This window comes from Rhizobium sp. BK181, from assembly GCF_014193305.1.
In the GTDB taxonomy this organism is placed as follows: domain Bacteria; phylum Pseudomonadota; class Alphaproteobacteria; order Rhizobiales; family Rhizobiaceae; genus Rhizobium.
Genome location: NZ_JACHZA010000021.1, coordinates 1 through 16799, shown reverse-complemented (window position 1 = coordinate 16799; position 16799 = coordinate 1). Strand labels below are relative to the sequence as shown.

Sequence of the window (16799 nt, the reverse complement as noted above, 5' to 3'; positions counted from 1 at the left end):
CAGTTTCTCATTTCGCCCGACATTCCTGACGGAACGACGACAAGTATCGTTTGAGACGCATGCCGTCGACCACCAACACCATCGGATCGCAGAGTACTGAAACTCAATGACAGTGCCGATAGCAGTCTTCACGTCCGGATGTTGACTTCGCCGTCGATGGTGCGGTGAAGAGTTGCTGTCGCAATGTCGTCAGTGGCGACAACACTCGCTGGCTTCTGAGGCTGACCAGTCCCTTAATCTTTATCTGACGTTCCATGCTACCGCTGTCGCACCGACGGTTCCGTGCAAGGAGTAGGTGATCAGAAGCGGTCTTGGATCAACGCCGCGGCCGCGCGGTGGGCTGGAGCTTCCCTGCCCCCTTTCATACGTTCGTAGATTGGTCTGAGCAGGCCCTCAGCCTCCGCGGCGCGCCCCTGCTGTTTCCAAATCGTGGCCATGTCAGTTGCCGCCCTCAACTCCCAGGCTCCAGCGCCTTGGCTACGGCTTAGTTCCAACGACTTCGCGAGGTAGGTCTCCGTATCCATGTTGCTCAACTCGGGTGCCCTGAAAACGATTTGCCCCCTGAGCCGCAAAAGCTCCGGTAGGTAGGAGTAATAGCCCTTCTCTTCGATCAGTTGTTCGCTTTCCTTCGAAAGCGACCAGGCATCAGCAAATCGTCCCAGAGCCACCAACCCCGTAATGATGACGAATTGGAACCGTACCGTGAAGAGTTCGAAGCGTTGTGTATGGAGAATTTCGAGCTGCTCTTGTAGCGCCGCGACCCCAGCCTCGGCGTCGCCGCGGCGGATCGCAATCTCAGCCTGATAGGCGTGTCCTATGGAGAGATAAGGGCCGAAAGCCTGCGTCTTCGCACGGGCGATGAAAGGTATCAAATGCTCTTCGGCGACATCGAGATCACCGATCCAGAGGAGTGTGGCGATCGAACTTAGGGAGATAGCGAACGAGACGGGATGACGCATTGTCTCCGCATCCTTGAAGCATTGTCGGATCACCGCGCGCGCCTGATCGACATTGCCCTGGAGCCAGAGGTTCGTAGACCATCCAATCCTCGCCCACGTATAATGATCGAAACCATAGTGCATCTGTTTGCTGGCTGCCGGCAAACCTGGTCCGACAATCGGTGCCAAGGTCGCGTGGGCCTCCTCAAGGCGTCCAACCAGACAATAGGAGAGACCGAGTAGCGCCTTGGAAAGCATGGTTGCTGCCGGATCGTCGAACTGGCTCGCAATTGCGGAGCAACGTTCGGCGTATTCCAGACACCGGCGGAACTCCCCGCTCCGCAAGTGGAAGAAGTAGATCGGGCCGTGCAGCCGAGCGGCATTCAACAGGTCGCCTCGCGCTTGGGCGATCTCCAGACTTCTCTTCAGCGCCGAAGACGATACTTCGTTGTGGCCTCTCATGAACATGACCGAGACGCCGAACGTCGCCTGAAGCTGCATTTCCTCGACGCTGCCGCGCGTCGTGTCGTCCAACGACTGTAGGGCGCGCTCGGTCCAACGCTGGCATTCGGGAAGCAGGCCCATGGCACGAAAGACTGGAGCGACCGAAGCAACCAGGCCAACCCCTAACGATACATCGCCTTTTCCTCCGAAGCACCATTCCAAGGCACTGCGGACGTTGTTGACAGCGTTGAAGTGTGGCGCGCGCTCCATCGGGGTCAAGAGCGACGTCCATTCGTTGCCGTTCTGATCGAACCACAGGCGGCAGTAGGCGGCATGCCGCCTCGCCAGTTCCTCCCGCTCGTCTTCCTCGCTGAGTTCGATCACATAGGCGCGTGTGGTATCGAGAAGGCGATAACGCATCATCGCGCCGATCGGACGGGCGGCCACCATCGACTTTTCCACCAGACTGTCGATGGCGGCAAAAACGGAGGCGCGCTCGAGAGTTTCGTCCGCTACCACGTCCAGGGCGGCATCGAGCGGGAAATTGCCTACGAATACTGCGAGCCTGCGCAGAACCGCCCGCTCGGCTTTGGACAAAAGTCCGTAGCTCCAGTCGAGCGTCGCCTGCAGTGTTTGATGGCGAGGCGGTGCCGTGCGCAATCCCTGCCAAAGGTGCGTCAGCCTTTGATCAAGTAAGGCGGCCGTCTGCTCAAGACCATATGTCTCGACGCGTCTGGCGGCCAGTTCGATGGCCAGCGCTACCCCGTCAAGCTTCCGGCAAATATCGGCTACGATCGCCGCTTCCGCCTCGTTTCCATTCAGTTGGGCACCGCCCGCTATCGCACGTTCGACGAATAGCTGGACCGCCGGATACTCCGCGATGGCTGCGGTGGCTTCGGGCGGACAAGCCAGCGCATCCAGCCGATAGATGCGTTCATTGTCGATCCGCAATGCTTCCCGACTCGTCGCGACAATGTGAACGTGCGGCGCTGCGTCGAGGATGGACGACACAATGGTGGCGATCGTCTCCACGAGGTGCTCACAGGTATCGAGGATCAGAAGAAGGCGTTTTTCTCTGAGAAACCTGATGACATCGGGTGTCGCGTCTTCGGCTTGGACCGGAAGTCCGAGCATTGCGGCAATTGTCGTCGCCGCGAGTTTCGGATCGGAAATAACGCCCAAATCTACGAACAGCACATGTCCGGCGAAAGCGTCCGCCGCCTGATGCGCAGCGGCAATTGCAACCGTCGTTTTTCCGACACCTCCCGGGCCAACAATCGTGACGAGCCGTGAGCCCACCAGTTGCGCGCCTAGTTTGATGACGTCGACATCACGGCCCACCATGCGGCCGAGCCGCTGAGGAAGGTTGGCATGAGGAAACGACTCTTTGGGCGTGGAGGTGTCGTTTTCGTCGGGGAGCGCCCGTTCGGTGGGAGCGACAAAACAGTAGCCTCTCCCTGCAAGCGTGGCGATGTAGCGCGCTCCATCCTGGCCGTCTCCAAGCGCCTTGCGCAGGCCGGCCATATGGAACCGAAGACTTCCCTCCTCAACGATGGCATCCGGCCAGACCCTGTCCATCAGCTCCTTCTTGCTGAGGACTTCGTTCGGAGACGTCGCCAGCGCTATGAGAATCTCGAGGGCGCGTCCACCCAGTTCCACCGGGATTCCCTCCCTGGTCAGCATCCGCTCGTTTACCGCCAGTTTGAACGGCCCAAAGCGGACTCCTGTGCTATCCCCGACTGCGGCCGCCATGACCAATCCCTCAAGCCGACGCTCCAACGCCCGGCGGACATTAGTCCACCGAGTCGCGCTCCGCCACTACGCGAAGGTATAGAAAACCACGAAACACCGTCTATGCGGAGAACACAGCTAATTGTTAGCACGCTGCGATTTCGGGGCCTAACAACATCTAATAACGCATAACGGGCGTTTCCCCGCCTCCTGCCGTAGGTTTTGGACAGCACAAAGGTGCAGCCGAAACGGACACACAGGAGACGACCATGCATACGAAGGTTATCGAAGAAGTCGATCAGGATCGCCGCAAGTTCCTCGCTGCCGCTTCGCTCGGCGTCGCAGTTGCTAGCACCGGTGCTCTTCTACCTTCTCCTTTGCTCGCGGCCTCTCAAAGCGGCGACACAATCACGCCATTCCACGTACATTTCTCCGACGAGACGCTGAAGGACCTTCATCGCCGCGTCCTCGCCACGCGTTGGCCGGATGCTGAGACGGTCAAGGATCACTCGCAGGGCGTCCAGCTCGCTACCATCAAGAAGCTCGCCGATCACTGGGCCAAGCACTACGACTGGCGCAAAATCGAAACGAAACTGAACTCCTACCCGCAGTTCACCACGAAGATCGACGGGTTGGACATTCACTTCATCCATTTTAAATCTAAGCACACAAACGCCCTGCCGATCCTTGTTACCCATGGATGGCCCGGTTCCATCATCGAACAGCTCAAAATCATCGAGCCCCTGACCGATCCGACCGCGCACGGCGGCAGTGCCGAAGACGCCTTCCATGTCGTCATCCCATCGCTTCCCGGCTACGGCTTCTCCGGCAAGCCGACGGAGCCCGGATGGAATCCACCACGTATCGCCAAGGCCTGGGCGGTGCTGATGCAACGCCTCGGCTACACAAAATACGTCGCGCAGGGCGGCGACTGGGGCAATGCCGTTACCGAACTGATGGCTGTGCAGGAACCTCCGGGATTGCTCGGCATCCATACCAACATGGCGGCCACCGTTCCCGCCGACATATCCAAGGCACTATCCGCCGGCAGCCAGCCCACCGGCCTTTCGCCTGATGAAAAACGTGCATGGGATCAACTCGACGATTTCTACAAAAATGGTCTTGGTTACGCCATCGAGATGAACAACCGGCCGCAGACGCTTTACGGCATCGTCGACTCACCGATCGGGCTTGCCTCATGGATGCTCGACCATGACATCCGCAGCTATGACATGATCGCTCGCGTCTTCGACGGCAAAACGGAAGGCCTGACAAAGGACGATATCCTTGACAACATCACGCTCTACTGGCTGACCAACACGGCGATCTCTTCCGCCCGCCTCTACTGGGATAACGCGCACTTTCCTTCGGGTGGTTTCTTCGATCCGCGCGGCATCAAGATACCGGTCGCCGTCAGTGCCTTCCCGGACGAGATTTACCAGGCTCCCCAGAGCTGGGCCGAGAAGGCATACCCGAAGCTCATTTTCTACAACCGGCCTCCCAAGGGTGGCCACTTCGCAGCCTGGGAGCAGCCGATGCTTCTCACGGCCGATCTGCGCGCCGCCTTCAAACCGCTCCGCAAATCGATCTGACGGCGGCTGCGGCGTTCTCCGATGCCGTAGTCCATTCAACACTCACCACCCCTGTGCATAAAGGAGAAACACAATGTCAGAGAACCAGATCGTCGATTCCAGCTTCACGGCCATCATCAACGCACCGATCGAGAAGATCGACATCCCGACGTGGTGCTTCACGCTGCCCGAAAAGGAATACCAGGGCTGCTCGCCCGCCCATATCGCTGCCGGCTTCACGACCGCTCCGGACGGAACGCGCATGTCGATCAACGTCGAAACGATCGGCGGCAGCCTGATGGTGCAGCACTACGTCGAAACGCTCGGCGAAAAGGATCATCTGATCCTTGATTCCGACTCAGATGTGTTCACGCCGACGGGCCGCGTAACCATTCACGTGACCTGGGAACTAAGCGTCAAGGCAATCGACAAGGATCGCTGCGAATTCACCAACCGGGTGCAGTCCTTTGCGACCCAGGAAATGCTCGCATCCCTCGATCGGCAGGGCATCCCTTTCGAAATCTTCCGCACACAGCGCCAGCCGATGTCGATCGCCCACAACAAGGGCGAGACGCCGCTGTTCGCAGCCAGCATCGAACGCCACGCGCTTCGCAGCCAGCAAGCGTCGAAGGCCGCCTGAGGGCGAGCGGAGGAAACAATGTCCGAACTCTCCTACGAACACGGCATCACTGGTCTCCTGGTGGTTGATCCGTACAACGACTTCATCTCCGAGGGCGGCAAAATCTGGCCACGCATCAAGGATGTCGCCGAAGCCAACAACTGCGTCCCGCACATGGAGCAAATCCTAAAGGCGGCCCGGCAGGTGAAAGTCCCGGTGTTCTTCGCGATGCACCACAGGTACCGCGAAGGCGACTACGAAAACTGGAAGTACATTGCCCCCATCCAGAAAATGGCATGGAACCGGCGGTCGTTCGAATACGGCACCTGGGGCGGTGAGTTCAGGGCGGAGTTCGTGCCCGCCAAGGGCGAGGTTGTGGCTTCAGAGCATTGGTGCTCCAGCGGCTTCGCCAACACCGACCTCGACAACCAGCTCAAAAGGCGGGGCATCCACAGGCTGATCGTCATCGGGCTCATCGCCCACACCTGCATCGAAGCGACCGTCCGTTTCGCGGCCGAACTCGGATACGACGTCACCGTCGTGAAGGACGCTGTCGCCGACTACTCCGACGAAATGATGCACGCGGCCCTGGAAATCAACATGCCGAACTACGCCAGCGCCATCGTGACGACGGAGGAAATCCTCAAAGCCTTCGCTGCCATGGCGACTGTGGCACCGGCCGCATAGTCAAACGCGCCAGAGGGCGGCACGTCCGCCCTCTGCCATCTCCCAAAGGGCCGGCGACCCCGCGACGAAGGAGTGGAGGCATCGGTCATAACCTGCCTCAGGAAGCGCCATCCGCATTCGCCAAAACGATCATCGACGTCGCTGACGCCGGATCAATAAAGCCAACCTCGCCCCTCATACGCAACGAAAGCAAACAGGAGTGCATCATGGACCAGAAAGCGAATTCCAAAGTTCTCTACACTGCAAAGACCCACGTTACCGGCGGACGCGAACATGGCGTCGCGCGGAGTTCCGACGGGCGTCTCGATGTCCGGTTGGGGGTACCGGGGACGGCGCGTATAGGGACCAACCCGGAACAGCTCTTCGCGGCAGGCTGGTCGGCCTGCTTCGAGAGCGCCATCGGGCTCATCGTGCAGAAGAAGCGCATCACGCTCGGTGGCGATGTGACGATTGACGCAGAAGTCGATCTCAATCTGTCCGACACCGACGGGTATTCGCTGACCGCTCGCCTGCATGTTGGCATCCCCGGCGTGGAGCGTGACGTCGCCCAATCACTGATCGAAGAGGCTCATCAGATTTGCCCTTATTCCAGGGCTACGCGCGGAAACATCGCCGTCACGATCAAGCTCGTTTGAACGCAACTCAAACAGAAACATCTCGGCCGAGCGGCCGAACCAGCAAGGAGTGCGTGCAATGACTTCCGCAAACGGTACAGCGCTGATTACTGGCGCTTCCTCCGGCCTCGGGGCGATCTACGCCGACAGGCTCGCTCGGCGAGGCTTCGACCTCATCCTGGTGGCCAGGGGAAAGGAAGCCCTGGCCACCGTCGCCGGGACAATCGTCGACGCAACGGGTCGATCGGTCGCGACCGTTCAGGCCGACCTGGGTAGCCCCGAGGACCTCCGTCGTGTCGAGGCTGTCTTGAAGGACAACTCCTCGATCACCATGCTCGTCAACAATGCGGGCGTAGGTTCTGTCGAACCGCTTTTGAAAGCGAACGTCGACGACATGGAGCGAATGATCGAGATCAACATCGTGGCCTTGACCCGTTTGGTCCATGCGGCCGTCCCGGCTTTCGTCGAACGCAAGCGCGGCACAGTCATAAATCTCGCGTCCGCTCTCGCGTTGGCTCCTGGCATGTTCAACGGTGTTTACGGAGCGTCGAAAGCATTCGTGGTCGCATTGACGCAATCCCTGGATAAGGAGCTTTCAGGGAGTGGACTTCGCTTCCAGGCGGTGCTTCCGGGGGCAATCGCTACCGCGTTCTGGAAGGCATCCGGAGGATCACTCGACCATCTGCCGGAACGAGCGGTCATGCACGCCGAAGACGCCGTCGATGCGGCCCTTGCCGGCCTCGATCTCGGTGAATTGATCACGTTGCCGTCCTTGCCGGATGTTTCCGAGTGGGACGCCTACGACACCGCGCGGCGGAATCTGATCCCCAAGATTTCCTTGAACAAACCCGCACAGCGCTACCTCACCGCAGCTCGAGCATAAGCGACTTCGTAAGGGCCGGCATGGCCACGTTGCATCGAAAGGACAACTCCATGAAATCGACAGCTATCGTCTTGGCCAGCCGGCCCACTGGCACACCCGGACCCGAAAACTTCCGGACCGAGGAGATCGACGTTGGAGCACCGCTCGACGGCCAGGTCTCCCTTCGCGTGCTCTACCTCTCGCTGGACCCCTATATGCGTGGTCGCATGAGCGACGCCAAATCCTACGCCGAGCCGGTGCCCGTCGGCGGCGTCATGGAAGGCGAGACCGTTTGCGAAGTCATGCAGTCTAGGAGCGCGGAGTTCAGGGAGGGCGACATTGTCCGGGCGATGACAGGCTGGCGTACCCATGCAGTCATCGATGCGAGACGCGTCAAACGGGTAAACACCTACGGAGCACCGGCCTCCACAGCGCTTGGTGTTCTAGGTATGCCAGGCTTCACCGCGTATGGCGGGATGAAGGTGATCGGCCAGCCCAAATCGGGCGAGACCGTTGTGGTTGCCGCCGCTTCCGGTCCGGTGGGCTCGCTTGTCGGCCAACTTGCCATGCGTGTCGGGGCGCGAGCCGTCGGTATCGCAGGTGGCCGCGATAAATGCGACTACGTCAAGACCGAACTCGGCTTCGAGGCCGTGGTCGACCACCGCTCGCCGGATTTCGCCTCGGAGCTGGCAGCAAACTGCTCCAATGGCATAGACGTCTACTTCGAAAACGTCGGCGGCCACGTCTGGGATGCTGTATTTCCGCTCCTGAATCTCTATGCCCGGGTGCCCGTCTGCGGGTTGATCGCCCAGTACAATGGATCTGTTGTTGGCGAGCAGGACCGACTTCCTGCGACGATGTCGGCGATCCTGCGACGTAGTCTCCTGTTGAGGGGCTTCATCAACACCGAGTTCGTCCCCACGCACTATGAAGCGTTTCAACAGGAGCTTGGTCCGCTCGTCGCCGTGGGTGAAATAAAGTACCGCGAGGATGTGGTTGACGGTCTCGACAACGCTCCTGAGGCCTTCATCGGAATGCTCAAGGGCAGCAATTTCGGCAAGCTTTTGGTACGCGTCTCATAAGGGCCCGATATCGCGTTCGCGACAGCGACAAAGTAATACTTTTTTGTCGCCCTCCCCTTAAAACAGGTCGTACTGGTCGCTCCGTATTGGCCGCAGACCTTCAAGGCGAGAGCAATGTCTGGCCTCGTGCCGAGACGTGCCCGACGCAGTTTCAAAAGGAAGATGATGACAGTTACCGGCGCCCAGTTCATCGGCGGACGATCTGTCAGCGGCCGGGAATTCACATCGACTTTCCCATCTCGCGACAGGATATTGCCGAAACGACCGGCACGACGCTCCATACGGCCTCCCGAATCCTGAGCGCGTGGGGATCGAAGGGGATCGTTGAAGGTGGAGGCCAAAAGATGACGGTCCGAGATCCTCAGAGGTTGTTTACCCTTGCAGAAGGCGCGCGGGATTAGGAACAGACATTCGCCCTGGGTAGCCAATGCCCCTTGAAACAGATGAATAAGCGAAAGAAAAGGGCGCTACTCGAACTCAAGTCGGAGCGCCCTTAGGTCGTAAACGGCAGCGTTGCGGCGGAGGCCGTGGTCCGACAAAACGCATTTCAGCGGATTCGCATGTGCTCCGCAAGATCCCCATCACGAACGACCCATCTCGCCAGCCCACGTTTCCACACATCGTCCACTGCCTGTCCACAGGTTATCCACACTGTAAATGTACGGAATTAGGTAGCAACTGGCACCAGACTCTCCGCCGCTGAACTCTTAGGATCGACGCGCTCCTAAAGGAGTAGGTTGCGTATGGTCGATGTTACAGGCGAGTTGAAGCGGAAGAGTGCCGAGATCGGCGCTGAGATCGATGATCTACGGAAGCGGCTCTCCACGCTCGAACAGCAGCGAGCTGCCTTTGATGTCGTCATCCAGACGTATGAGCCAGGCTCTGCCGCTGCTGCATCCCTCGGTGTTGTCCGACGCCGAGGCGGCGAAGGTGCCAACGGAATCTCTGCGCTCTTCAAGGACTTCGACCGTCGGAGCTTTACGCTTCGCACGCTCCGTCAGGCTGGGCGGCCGATCACCATGGCGGAGTGCGCCTCAGCGTTTGCCCGTGAAATCGGACTGGAAGAGGGCGATCCCCGTATGGGGAACATCGGCAATCGCTTTTCCCAAGTACTGGACCAGCTCGCCAAGACGAATAGAATTCGGCGCGCCGGGATGGCCGATGGTCATCGCATCTCTGGGAGGTGGCTGTTTAACAAGGTCCACATGGTCCCAGACTCCGACGCTTTGAATGTCCGGCGGAACCATCAATTATTTAACGCCACCTCGGTGCTGGTTGCTCTGGGTCAGCATCAGAGTCGTCTGACACCTCCATTATGCGTTTACGACGCCGATCGGCAACGTTTTGCTTGGCTTCCAACCTTTCCAGAATGCCTTGGAGTTGATGCTCGCGCACTCGTGCATCAAGACGTTCGTCTTCACGGTATTTCTGAAGGATTGAGACGGGCCTAAGTTGATCGCCGAACTCGCGTTCTGTTGTCTTACCAATATGCAAGTCACGGATAATAAACTCAAGCTCCCGAAGGGCAGAGAGAGCTCGTCTAACCGACGACTTATTTTCCAAATCTGACAGTTGATCTTCAATGTAGCATTCTTCTGTAATGGGCCCTTGTTCGTCACGTCCCTCTGAATGATTATCTCGTCGCTGAGGCCATGCTTCTGTCCGTGGTCAGCACGAAGACCGCCACACTATGCCATCAGATCAACAAGCCGACAGGTCAATCTAGAAAGCGTGCTTCGCCGAAGCGGTCACAGCACTACACACGACCTTGCCAAGCCTGCGTCCCAGCGACGGGACCTCATCAGACGCAAGCCTTGCACTTGCCCGCGTCAATCACGTAGCTCTCTTCATGCGGCCATAGGGTTTGCGCTCCAGCGAAAGTCCGTCGCATCCATCCACATGCGGTGAAGAACAACGCCCAGTTTGCGTGCAAGGGCAACCTTCGCGCGCTTCATTCCGCGACGCCTGGCCACATCGAGCGCCCAGCGCTTTAGACTGGAAAAGCGCGTCGCCCGCGTCAGCATTATGTGCGCAGACTCGAACAATGCGGTTCGCACCATCGCGTCGCCGACCTTGCTGACACCGCCATCGCGATCAGTTTCGCCGGATTGATATTTCTTCGGCGTCAGCCCGAAGTAGGCACCCACTGTGCTGGACTTTTCGAACCGGGCTGGATCATCGACCGCGGAGCGGTAGGTCAGCGCAACCAAGGCACCGACACCCGGCGCACTCATCAGCCGTTGGCAAACTCTGTCGGCGCGGGCGATCCTGAGCATCTCGCGGTGCAGCTTCGTAAATTCGCTCCACAGCGCTGCTCGCGCCGTCAGCATCGCGTCAATCACCATCGACAATATCGCATGCCCTGCAATCAGTTCGCGGATGCGCGCCTCGAAACGCCCTCGGCTGACTTCGCCGACCTTTAATCCATAGCCACGCAGGATACCCCGGATGCTGAGCTCGACGTCGAGCAGCTTGGATTGCAGAAGCTTGCGGCCAACCAAGAGAGCCCGAGTGTCCTGGGCCGGCGACGATTTGGCGTGGACCGGACGATACCACCCCATGCGGAGCAGTTGCGCGATCCCCCGTGCATCCTTGCGGTCGGTCTTCACCGTCATCGCCGAAAGCGCCGCCTTCACATGCCGCGTTTCCAGCAAAACCACCTCATGACCCGCAGCAACGAGAGCCGCGTGTAGCCATTGGGACAACGGCCCCGCTTCAAGGCCGATGCGCTCTACCGGAAAGTCCAGTTGATCAAAATACCCGACCAGGCATTCAGGCTCGCTGCCAACCTTGACCTCGCGAACTAACTTGCCCGTCGCGTCGACCACGCACACGCTGCTCTCTTTCAGCGAGACGTCAATTCCTGCATAATATTCCATGGCTGTTCCTCTCATGATGCTTGAGGCCGATCGCTCGGACCTCGTTTCCAAACATCATCATTCTGAGGGACAGCCACCCAACTGGCTACTCATGAGACGCCGGCCCATTACGGCATCTAGGATCAACAAGCTCGCAACAGCCTGCCGCAACGAGTGATCGTTGCGGCGACCCAGCATATTGATGTTGCTCAGGCGGCTCCTGACGCAGTCCAAAGGGTGCATCAGTGTGATGGAAATGGCTTCCGGATTTTCAGCATCAGCAAATATGATTGAATTTTCGAGGAGGGACTTGTCCTCGACCCCTTTGATCTGGGCAAGGAAGTCCACCACTATGTCGCGATTTCCAAGCTTGCCCGTTACGACAGCCGGAAGCCGATGCGCTGACAGACGACCTCGGCGAAGGTGATATCCTGCTTGCCGACAAGGGTTATGACACCAACGCAATCCGAGCCAAGGCGGCCGAGCGCAAGGCCTGGGCCAACATCCCGCCGAAGGCAACTCGCAAGGGCTCCTTCTCGTCCTCGCGCTGGGTTTACAGGCAACGGAACCTTGTCGAGCGTTTCTTCAACAAGATCAAACAGTTTCGAGGTATCGCTACTCGCTACGACAAGCGCCCGGAAAACTATCTCGCAGCGGTCAAACTCGTCGCGGCAAGGATCTGGTGTCAGAGTTTATGAGTCGACGGCCTAGGAGCGTCTGAACTTCTTCTGCTGTGAGATGCGGCTCGGCATCTTCGCCATCATGGACAATCATGTCCGGCTCTCTCTTAGGAGTGAGCCAAAGCTTTACCGCCGATAGCAACCATCTTGTAACGGTGAAGGGGAAGTGCAGCAAACGCTGAGTTCTCGCGGCGCAACTGAGAGGGGCTTACCGAACCATTATCACCTCGCGCATCTTCATGAGTAACACCCAGGCCGTCTTATACTGGACGCCCAGCTCGCGAGAGAGCTGTAGAGCGCTCTTGCCCTTGACCGAGTTCACCGAGAACCACAGCGCCGTCAGGATGTCGAGGAGCGGCATTCCGGAAGGCGAAGACCGTACCCGTGGCGACCGAGAACTCCCGGCGACATGCCTCGCACTTGAAGCGCTTGCGGCGGATCTCCCAGCAGCCCTTGTGGCCGCAGCGCACGCACTCCGGCGTCCCGTGGCTGTCCGGCCACCGGAGGAAGCAGAAGACCGTGTAGGCCCTGTCCTCGTCGAACTTGACGACGGCCGCAGGTATGTACATGCAAGGACGTCGCCCGCTCGACTATAACCTTGATTTCCTAGAAACGTCTCTGAAAGATGTTCCAAGAGGTGATGGTCAGCGAACTATCGGACTTGTTCGTTTTCTACAAACAGCTTTCTGGGTTGCCTATGTTTCGCGGTGAACGCGTTTCAGAACTACGCAAGCTCTACAAGCCCTCCATGTTCCCTTCATGGATTGTGCAGAATGCGCACATCAAGCACTTCCAGCGACTTAAGGAAGTGAGTTGTTCGACAGATACCTCACCGTGTTCATGGTATACTGCGACATTGGTCTTGCGGATCGTCAGCGAACCGAAACGGTGCGGCGAGCCCTTCAGAAAGACACATCTTTGCCGGGTGTTCTTGGAAAGCGAGTAAAGGCGCAGTCAAACCTGAAAAAGCTTTTGGAAGAGCTTCGTCGTAGCAGGGATATGGACCGTGCGTTGCCGGAATCTTCGTTGGTGGCAGTTGCTACCTAATTCCGTAAATGTACACTCCTATCCCGGAATTCCTATCGTGTGGCCGCACTGTGGATCACTTCCAATCCGACAAGACGTGTTAGCAGATCTCGTTTTCTGTTTCGGATTCCCCTTGCCTAAATTTGCGCCTATGGTCACCGAGCCCTTATTGAGCGCAGGCGGCGGACCTCGGAGGGCCCGGCGGAGGGTGCAGGCGTGCCCCCCGCCGCATCTCGGGCTGATAGCACATACGAGTTCAGTCAAATCGCACGCGGCCCGTTGGAATCAAAATTTGAAGAGATCTCCATAACACATTGAAAATGATTCGTTTCCAATCGGAACGAATCCCTTGGACGGGCTTTGAGTCGCTATCGAGAGATTCGGAGTAGAGCGTATGGCAGCGGCTCATCGTGCCCAGTGGAAGGGCTTCCTCAAGTTTGGCGACGTGAGCTGCGGCGTTGCGCTTTACACGGCGGCCAGCACGTCAGAGCGTATAAGTTTCAACACGATCAACAAGGTATCCGGGAACCGCGTCAACCGAATCTTTATCGACAGCGAGACTGAAGACCCGGTGCCAAAGGAGAAGCAGACCAAGGGGTTCGAGATCGAAAACGGCCAATACCTCATCATCGATCCCGAGGAGGTGGCTGCCACGATCCCCGAGAGCAACAAGACCCTGGAGGTCGGCTGTTTCATCCCCTGCTCCGACGTGGACGATGTCTATTTCGACAAGCCCTACTACCTCGCGCCCGACAAGTTGGGCGGGGACGCCTTTGTCGCCCTGCGTGATGCCATGAAGAAGTCTGAGGTCGCAGCAATCGCCAGAGCTGTCCTCTTCCGTCGGATGCGGACCGTTCTTATACGCCCACACGGCAAGGGTCTGATCGCCACTACCCTCAATTACGACTATGAAGTCCGCTCCAGCAAGAAAGCATTCGAGGAAATACCCAGGTTGAAGATTGAGGGCGAGATGCTCGATCTTGCCAAGCACATAATCGCGACGAAGAAGGGCGAATTCGACCCGGCGACTTTCGACGATCGCTATGAGGCTGCCCTCGCCGATCTCGTGAAAGCCAAGATGGAAGGCCGGTCGCTCCCGAAACCGAAGAAGGTGGAGGTGTCGAAGCCGAACGACCTGCTGGCCGCCCTCCGGGAAAGCGCAGGAATGATGAAGGCTGCCGCCGCCGACAAGCCGAAACGCTCCGCAGCCAACGCCAATCGAGGTCCGGGTCGACAGCGCGCGACACGCGAGTCGGCTCCAAAAACTGCCACTTCCGGTGCTTCTGCGCGTCGCAAGGCTGGTTAAGGAGATCGAGGCATGGCACCGCGTCATTATTGGAAAGGCTACCTCAAGCTGTCACTGGTCACCTGCCCGGTGGCAATGACCCCGGCCACGAGCGAGAGCGAGAAGGTCCGCTTTCATACGCTGAACAAGGATACGGGAAACCGGGTGGTCTCCCAGTACGTTGACTCCGTGACCGGGAAGCCCGTGAAAGATGAGAACGAAGCCAAGGGTTATGCCCGCGGTGAGAACGACTACGTCATTCTCACCGACGACGATCTCGATCGCGTCGCGCTAGATACCGTGAAAACCATCGATATCGAGAAATTCGTTCCGGCCCACACCATCGAATGGGTCTATCTGGAAAAGCCGCACTACCTGATGCCGGATGACGCTGTTGGTAACGAGGCCTTTGCCGTCATCCGAGATGCCATGAAGGCCGACAAGGTCGTGGGTGTCTCGAAACTGGTGATGGGCCGCCGCGAGCGCGCCGTCATCCTCGAGCCCCGAGGGGACGGCATTGTGCTTTGGTCGCTTCGGTTCGGCGATGAAGTAAGACCGGAAGAAAGCTATTTCGAGGATATCGCCGCCAAAGCGGATCCTGACCTTGTCCCCCTGGTTCAGAAGCTCATCAAACAGAAGTCGGCTCATTGGTCGCCGGATATGGCCAGCGACCCGATCCAGACCAGCCTGTTGAAGCTCATAGAGACAAAGAAAAAAGCGCTGAAGCCGAGGAAGACGGCAAAGGGAAAAACGGCCGAAACCGCAGTGAAATCGAACGTCGTCAACATCATGGATGCTCTGCGAAAGAGTGTCGAAGCTGATCTCAAGGGCCGAAAAGGGGGGTGATGGGATGCATCCGACAGATACCACGGTTGCCCATGAGAACAACGGCTGGAGGATCGAGTTTCGAAGTCATGATGGCGACGCCGTGACGGTCCTTGTTTGCGATGGCGCCAACGTCGATGAAGAGGCCGCAGTAAAACGTGCTCGCGCGATCCTGGTCCAGCTGACGGCCTTTGGAACGCGGGGCGGCGGCCGGAGTATCAATTCATACGACGCCGCCAGCAACGGAAATTTCGATGATGACCAACCGTCTATCGACATCTTTCATTGAGGCGACCTTCGAATGCCCTGATGATGGCTCCGGAGATGGGCAAGTGTGTTAAAAGACCGCAACGGAACAATGAGCACGAACTTCAGGATGAATACATAAGGGTTTTGAGCAACCCTTTGGGTGGCATCGCCAGGATCTCTGGCCCGCCCTAACGCAGGGCTATTTTATAACCATGGAACAGAACCCACTTGTTTTGTTTGGCGCCGGAAGAACGGGTGCGCACTTCTCCGTCATTCCTCGAACTAGCCGCCTAGCTGCTCCGTCTGCTCTTGTTGAGGCAGGGCTCCTTCTGGGGCTATGGACTACTCACATTGTGTCAGTATCCATGGCAACGATCTAACGATACACTCGTTAGGCTTGTTTCCCGAAAACAGGCGCATTGGCGTTAGGGAAGGCTCCGGACCCCTCTCGAGCCTTCCCCCAACCACTGTTTCCCCTGATGTCGCTGAAGCCTGTTTGCTGGTCGCGGGGATGAACGTCTTTCTGCGAATTACCGTCACGACAAGCAAGGGGTGCCCAACAGAACCGATGGCTTTTGAGCTGGCGAAATCAACCAAGATAAAGCCAACCATCAGAAGCCTGATGCGTATCCCGGATAATTTGCTGTGTGTGGGAGTTGCCGGCATGCCTTTGATGGATCATCGCATCAATAAGTACCGAGAGACGGGAGGAGCATCAGACATCGTAGGGGTGGAGGTTCTCGTTCCCAAAGCGAGACGAGATGAAATCGTGAATGCCGCGGCGGAAATGCGCTCTAGGCATCGGGCCGAAAAGAGCCGTCTTGTAGAATTTATCAGAATCGCTACCGAGCGTATGGGCTTCTCAAAGTTTTCAATAACATCGACATCGAAAAGCTGAACGATCGTCCGCAAAAGGCGCGATCTTGCCAAAGCCCTTATCGAGCGCGGTGATGCGCGGGCCTATGCGATGGGGACAAAGAATGCTCGTCTTCCCAGGAGACGGGCGCTGATTGCACTCACGCGGATCCAAAAGAGGTCATGGCCTCCCTCGCCGGGAACAGATCAGCCGGCCCATTGGGCATTTCGGCGTCAATCCGCTTCAAAAAGTCGAGGAATTCGGTCGCTCGGTGACGCTTGTAGCAATGACCGATCACGGCGCCAGTCGCGACGTCGAGCGCGGCGAACAGGGAGGTCGTGCCATTGCCGACATAGGTATGAGTGCGCCGTTCGGCGACGCCCGGCGCCATAGGCAGCACAGGCTGCTCGCGATCCAGGGCTTGGATTTGTGACTTCTCATCCACGCAAAGCACGACCGCCCGGTCCGGAGG

The 16799-nt window shown here is 58.2% G+C and carries 15 protein-coding genes and 3 pseudogenes; 13 read left to right on the top strand and 5 right to left on the bottom strand.

The annotated features are described in order from the left end of the window. Positions 1-299 precede the first annotated feature (299 nt). Positions 300-3134 (bottom strand): winged helix-turn-helix domain-containing protein, encoded by a 2835-nt coding sequence (locus FHT77_RS27290; protein WP_183758239.1) that lies wholly within the window; start codon positions 3132-3134, stop codon positions 300-302. 248 nt (positions 3135-3382) lie between these two features. Here FHT77_RS27290 and FHT77_RS27285 point away from each other — a divergent pair, with 248 nt between their 5' ends. The 8 genes and pseudogenes from FHT77_RS27285 (at position 3383) to FHT77_RS27250 (ending at position 9999) form a co-directional block, all read left to right on the top strand. Next, the gene (locus FHT77_RS27285) at positions 3383-4705 is read left to right on the top strand and encodes an alpha/beta fold hydrolase (RefSeq protein ID WP_183758237.1); all 1323 of its coding nucleotides are present in this window, start codon (positions 3383-3385) and stop codon (positions 4703-4705) included. Positions 4706-4778: 73 nt separating this feature from the next. Then, positions 4779-5324: a hypothetical protein gene (locus tag FHT77_RS27280; RefSeq protein ID WP_183758235.1), complete on the top strand. Its 546-nt coding sequence runs from the start codon at positions 4779-4781 to the stop codon at positions 5322-5324. 18 nt (positions 5325-5342) lie between these two features. Continuing rightward, positions 5343-5990 (top strand): isochorismatase family cysteine hydrolase, encoded by a 648-nt coding sequence (locus tag FHT77_RS27275; RefSeq protein WP_183758233.1) that lies wholly within the window; start codon positions 5343-5345, stop codon positions 5988-5990. 206 nt (positions 5991-6196) lie between these two features. Continuing rightward, positions 6197-6625, top strand: a complete 429-nt coding sequence (locus tag FHT77_RS27270) for an organic hydroperoxide resistance protein (RefSeq protein WP_183758231.1) — start codon at positions 6197-6199, stop codon at positions 6623-6625. Positions 6626-6683: 58 nt separating this feature from the next. Then, a complete protein-coding gene (locus FHT77_RS27265) occupies positions 6684-7487 on the top strand; it encodes an SDR family NAD(P)-dependent oxidoreductase (RefSeq protein WP_183758229.1) in 804 nt (267 codons plus the stop codon). Positions 7488-7537: 50 nt separating this feature from the next. Beyond that, a complete protein-coding gene (locus FHT77_RS27260; protein ID WP_183758227.1) occupies positions 7538-8548 on the top strand; it encodes an NADP-dependent oxidoreductase in 1011 nt (336 codons plus the stop codon). 206 nt (positions 8549-8754) lie between these two features. Continuing rightward, a pseudogene (locus FHT77_RS27255) lies at positions 8755-8949 on the top strand (helix-turn-helix domain-containing protein); the annotation flags it as partial. A gap of 342 nt (positions 8950-9291) precedes the next feature. Then, on the top strand, positions 9292-9999 hold the full coding sequence (locus tag FHT77_RS27250) for a hypothetical protein (protein WP_183758225.1): 708 nt from the start codon (positions 9292-9294) through the stop codon (positions 9997-9999). Positions 10000-10395: 396 nt separating this feature from the next. On the opposite strand, the gene FHT77_RS27245 is transcribed toward FHT77_RS27250, so the two are convergent. Both FHT77_RS27245 and FHT77_RS27240 read right to left on the bottom strand, forming a co-directional pair. Then, positions 10396-11427 carry an IS110 family transposase gene (locus tag FHT77_RS27245; protein ID WP_099086550.1) on the bottom strand — a complete coding sequence of 344 codons (1032 nt, stop codon included), beginning with the start codon at positions 11425-11427 and terminating at the stop codon, positions 10396-10398. 57 nt (positions 11428-11484) lie between these two features. Then, positions 11485-11757, bottom strand: a complete 273-nt coding sequence (locus FHT77_RS27240) for a hypothetical protein (protein ID WP_183758223.1) — start codon at positions 11755-11757, stop codon at positions 11485-11487. Positions 11758-11795: 38 nt separating this feature from the next. Between FHT77_RS27240 and FHT77_RS27235 the strand changes: the two are divergent. Beyond that, positions 11796-12104: pseudogene (locus tag FHT77_RS27235) on the top strand (transposase); the annotation flags it as partial. Positions 12105-12346: 242 nt separating this feature from the next. Here the strand turns inward: FHT77_RS27235 and FHT77_RS27230 are convergent. Continuing rightward, positions 12347-12655: a transposase gene (locus FHT77_RS27230; RefSeq protein WP_183758221.1), complete on the bottom strand. Its 309-nt coding sequence runs from the start codon at positions 12653-12655 to the stop codon at positions 12347-12349. 851 nt (positions 12656-13506) lie between these two features. Here FHT77_RS27230 and FHT77_RS27225 point away from each other — a divergent pair. The 4 genes from FHT77_RS27225 (at position 13507) to FHT77_RS31685 (ending at position 16369) form a co-directional block, all read left to right on the top strand. Further along, entirely contained in the window at positions 13507-14418 is a 912-nt protein-coding gene (locus FHT77_RS27225; RefSeq protein ID WP_183758219.1) for a Ku protein, read from the top strand. 12 nt (positions 14419-14430) lie between these two features. Further along, positions 14431-15243, top strand: coding sequence for a Ku protein (locus tag FHT77_RS27220; RefSeq protein WP_183758217.1), 813 nt, complete (start codon positions 14431-14433; stop codon positions 15241-15243). A 4-nt stretch (positions 15244-15247) separates the two neighbouring features. Continuing rightward, complete coding sequence (locus tag FHT77_RS27215; protein WP_183758215.1) at positions 15248-15511, top strand: hypothetical protein; 264 nt, start codon at positions 15248-15250, stop codon at positions 15509-15511. A 471-nt stretch (positions 15512-15982) separates the two neighbouring features. Continuing rightward, positions 15983-16369 carry a hypothetical protein gene (locus FHT77_RS31685; protein ID WP_246712822.1) on the top strand — a complete coding sequence of 129 codons (387 nt, stop codon included), beginning with the start codon at positions 15983-15985 and terminating at the stop codon, positions 16367-16369. A gap of 178 nt (positions 16370-16547) precedes the next feature. Here FHT77_RS31685 and FHT77_RS27205 read toward each other — a convergent pair. Further along, positions 16548-16799, bottom strand: a pseudogene (locus FHT77_RS27205) (IS630 family transposase); the annotation flags it as partial.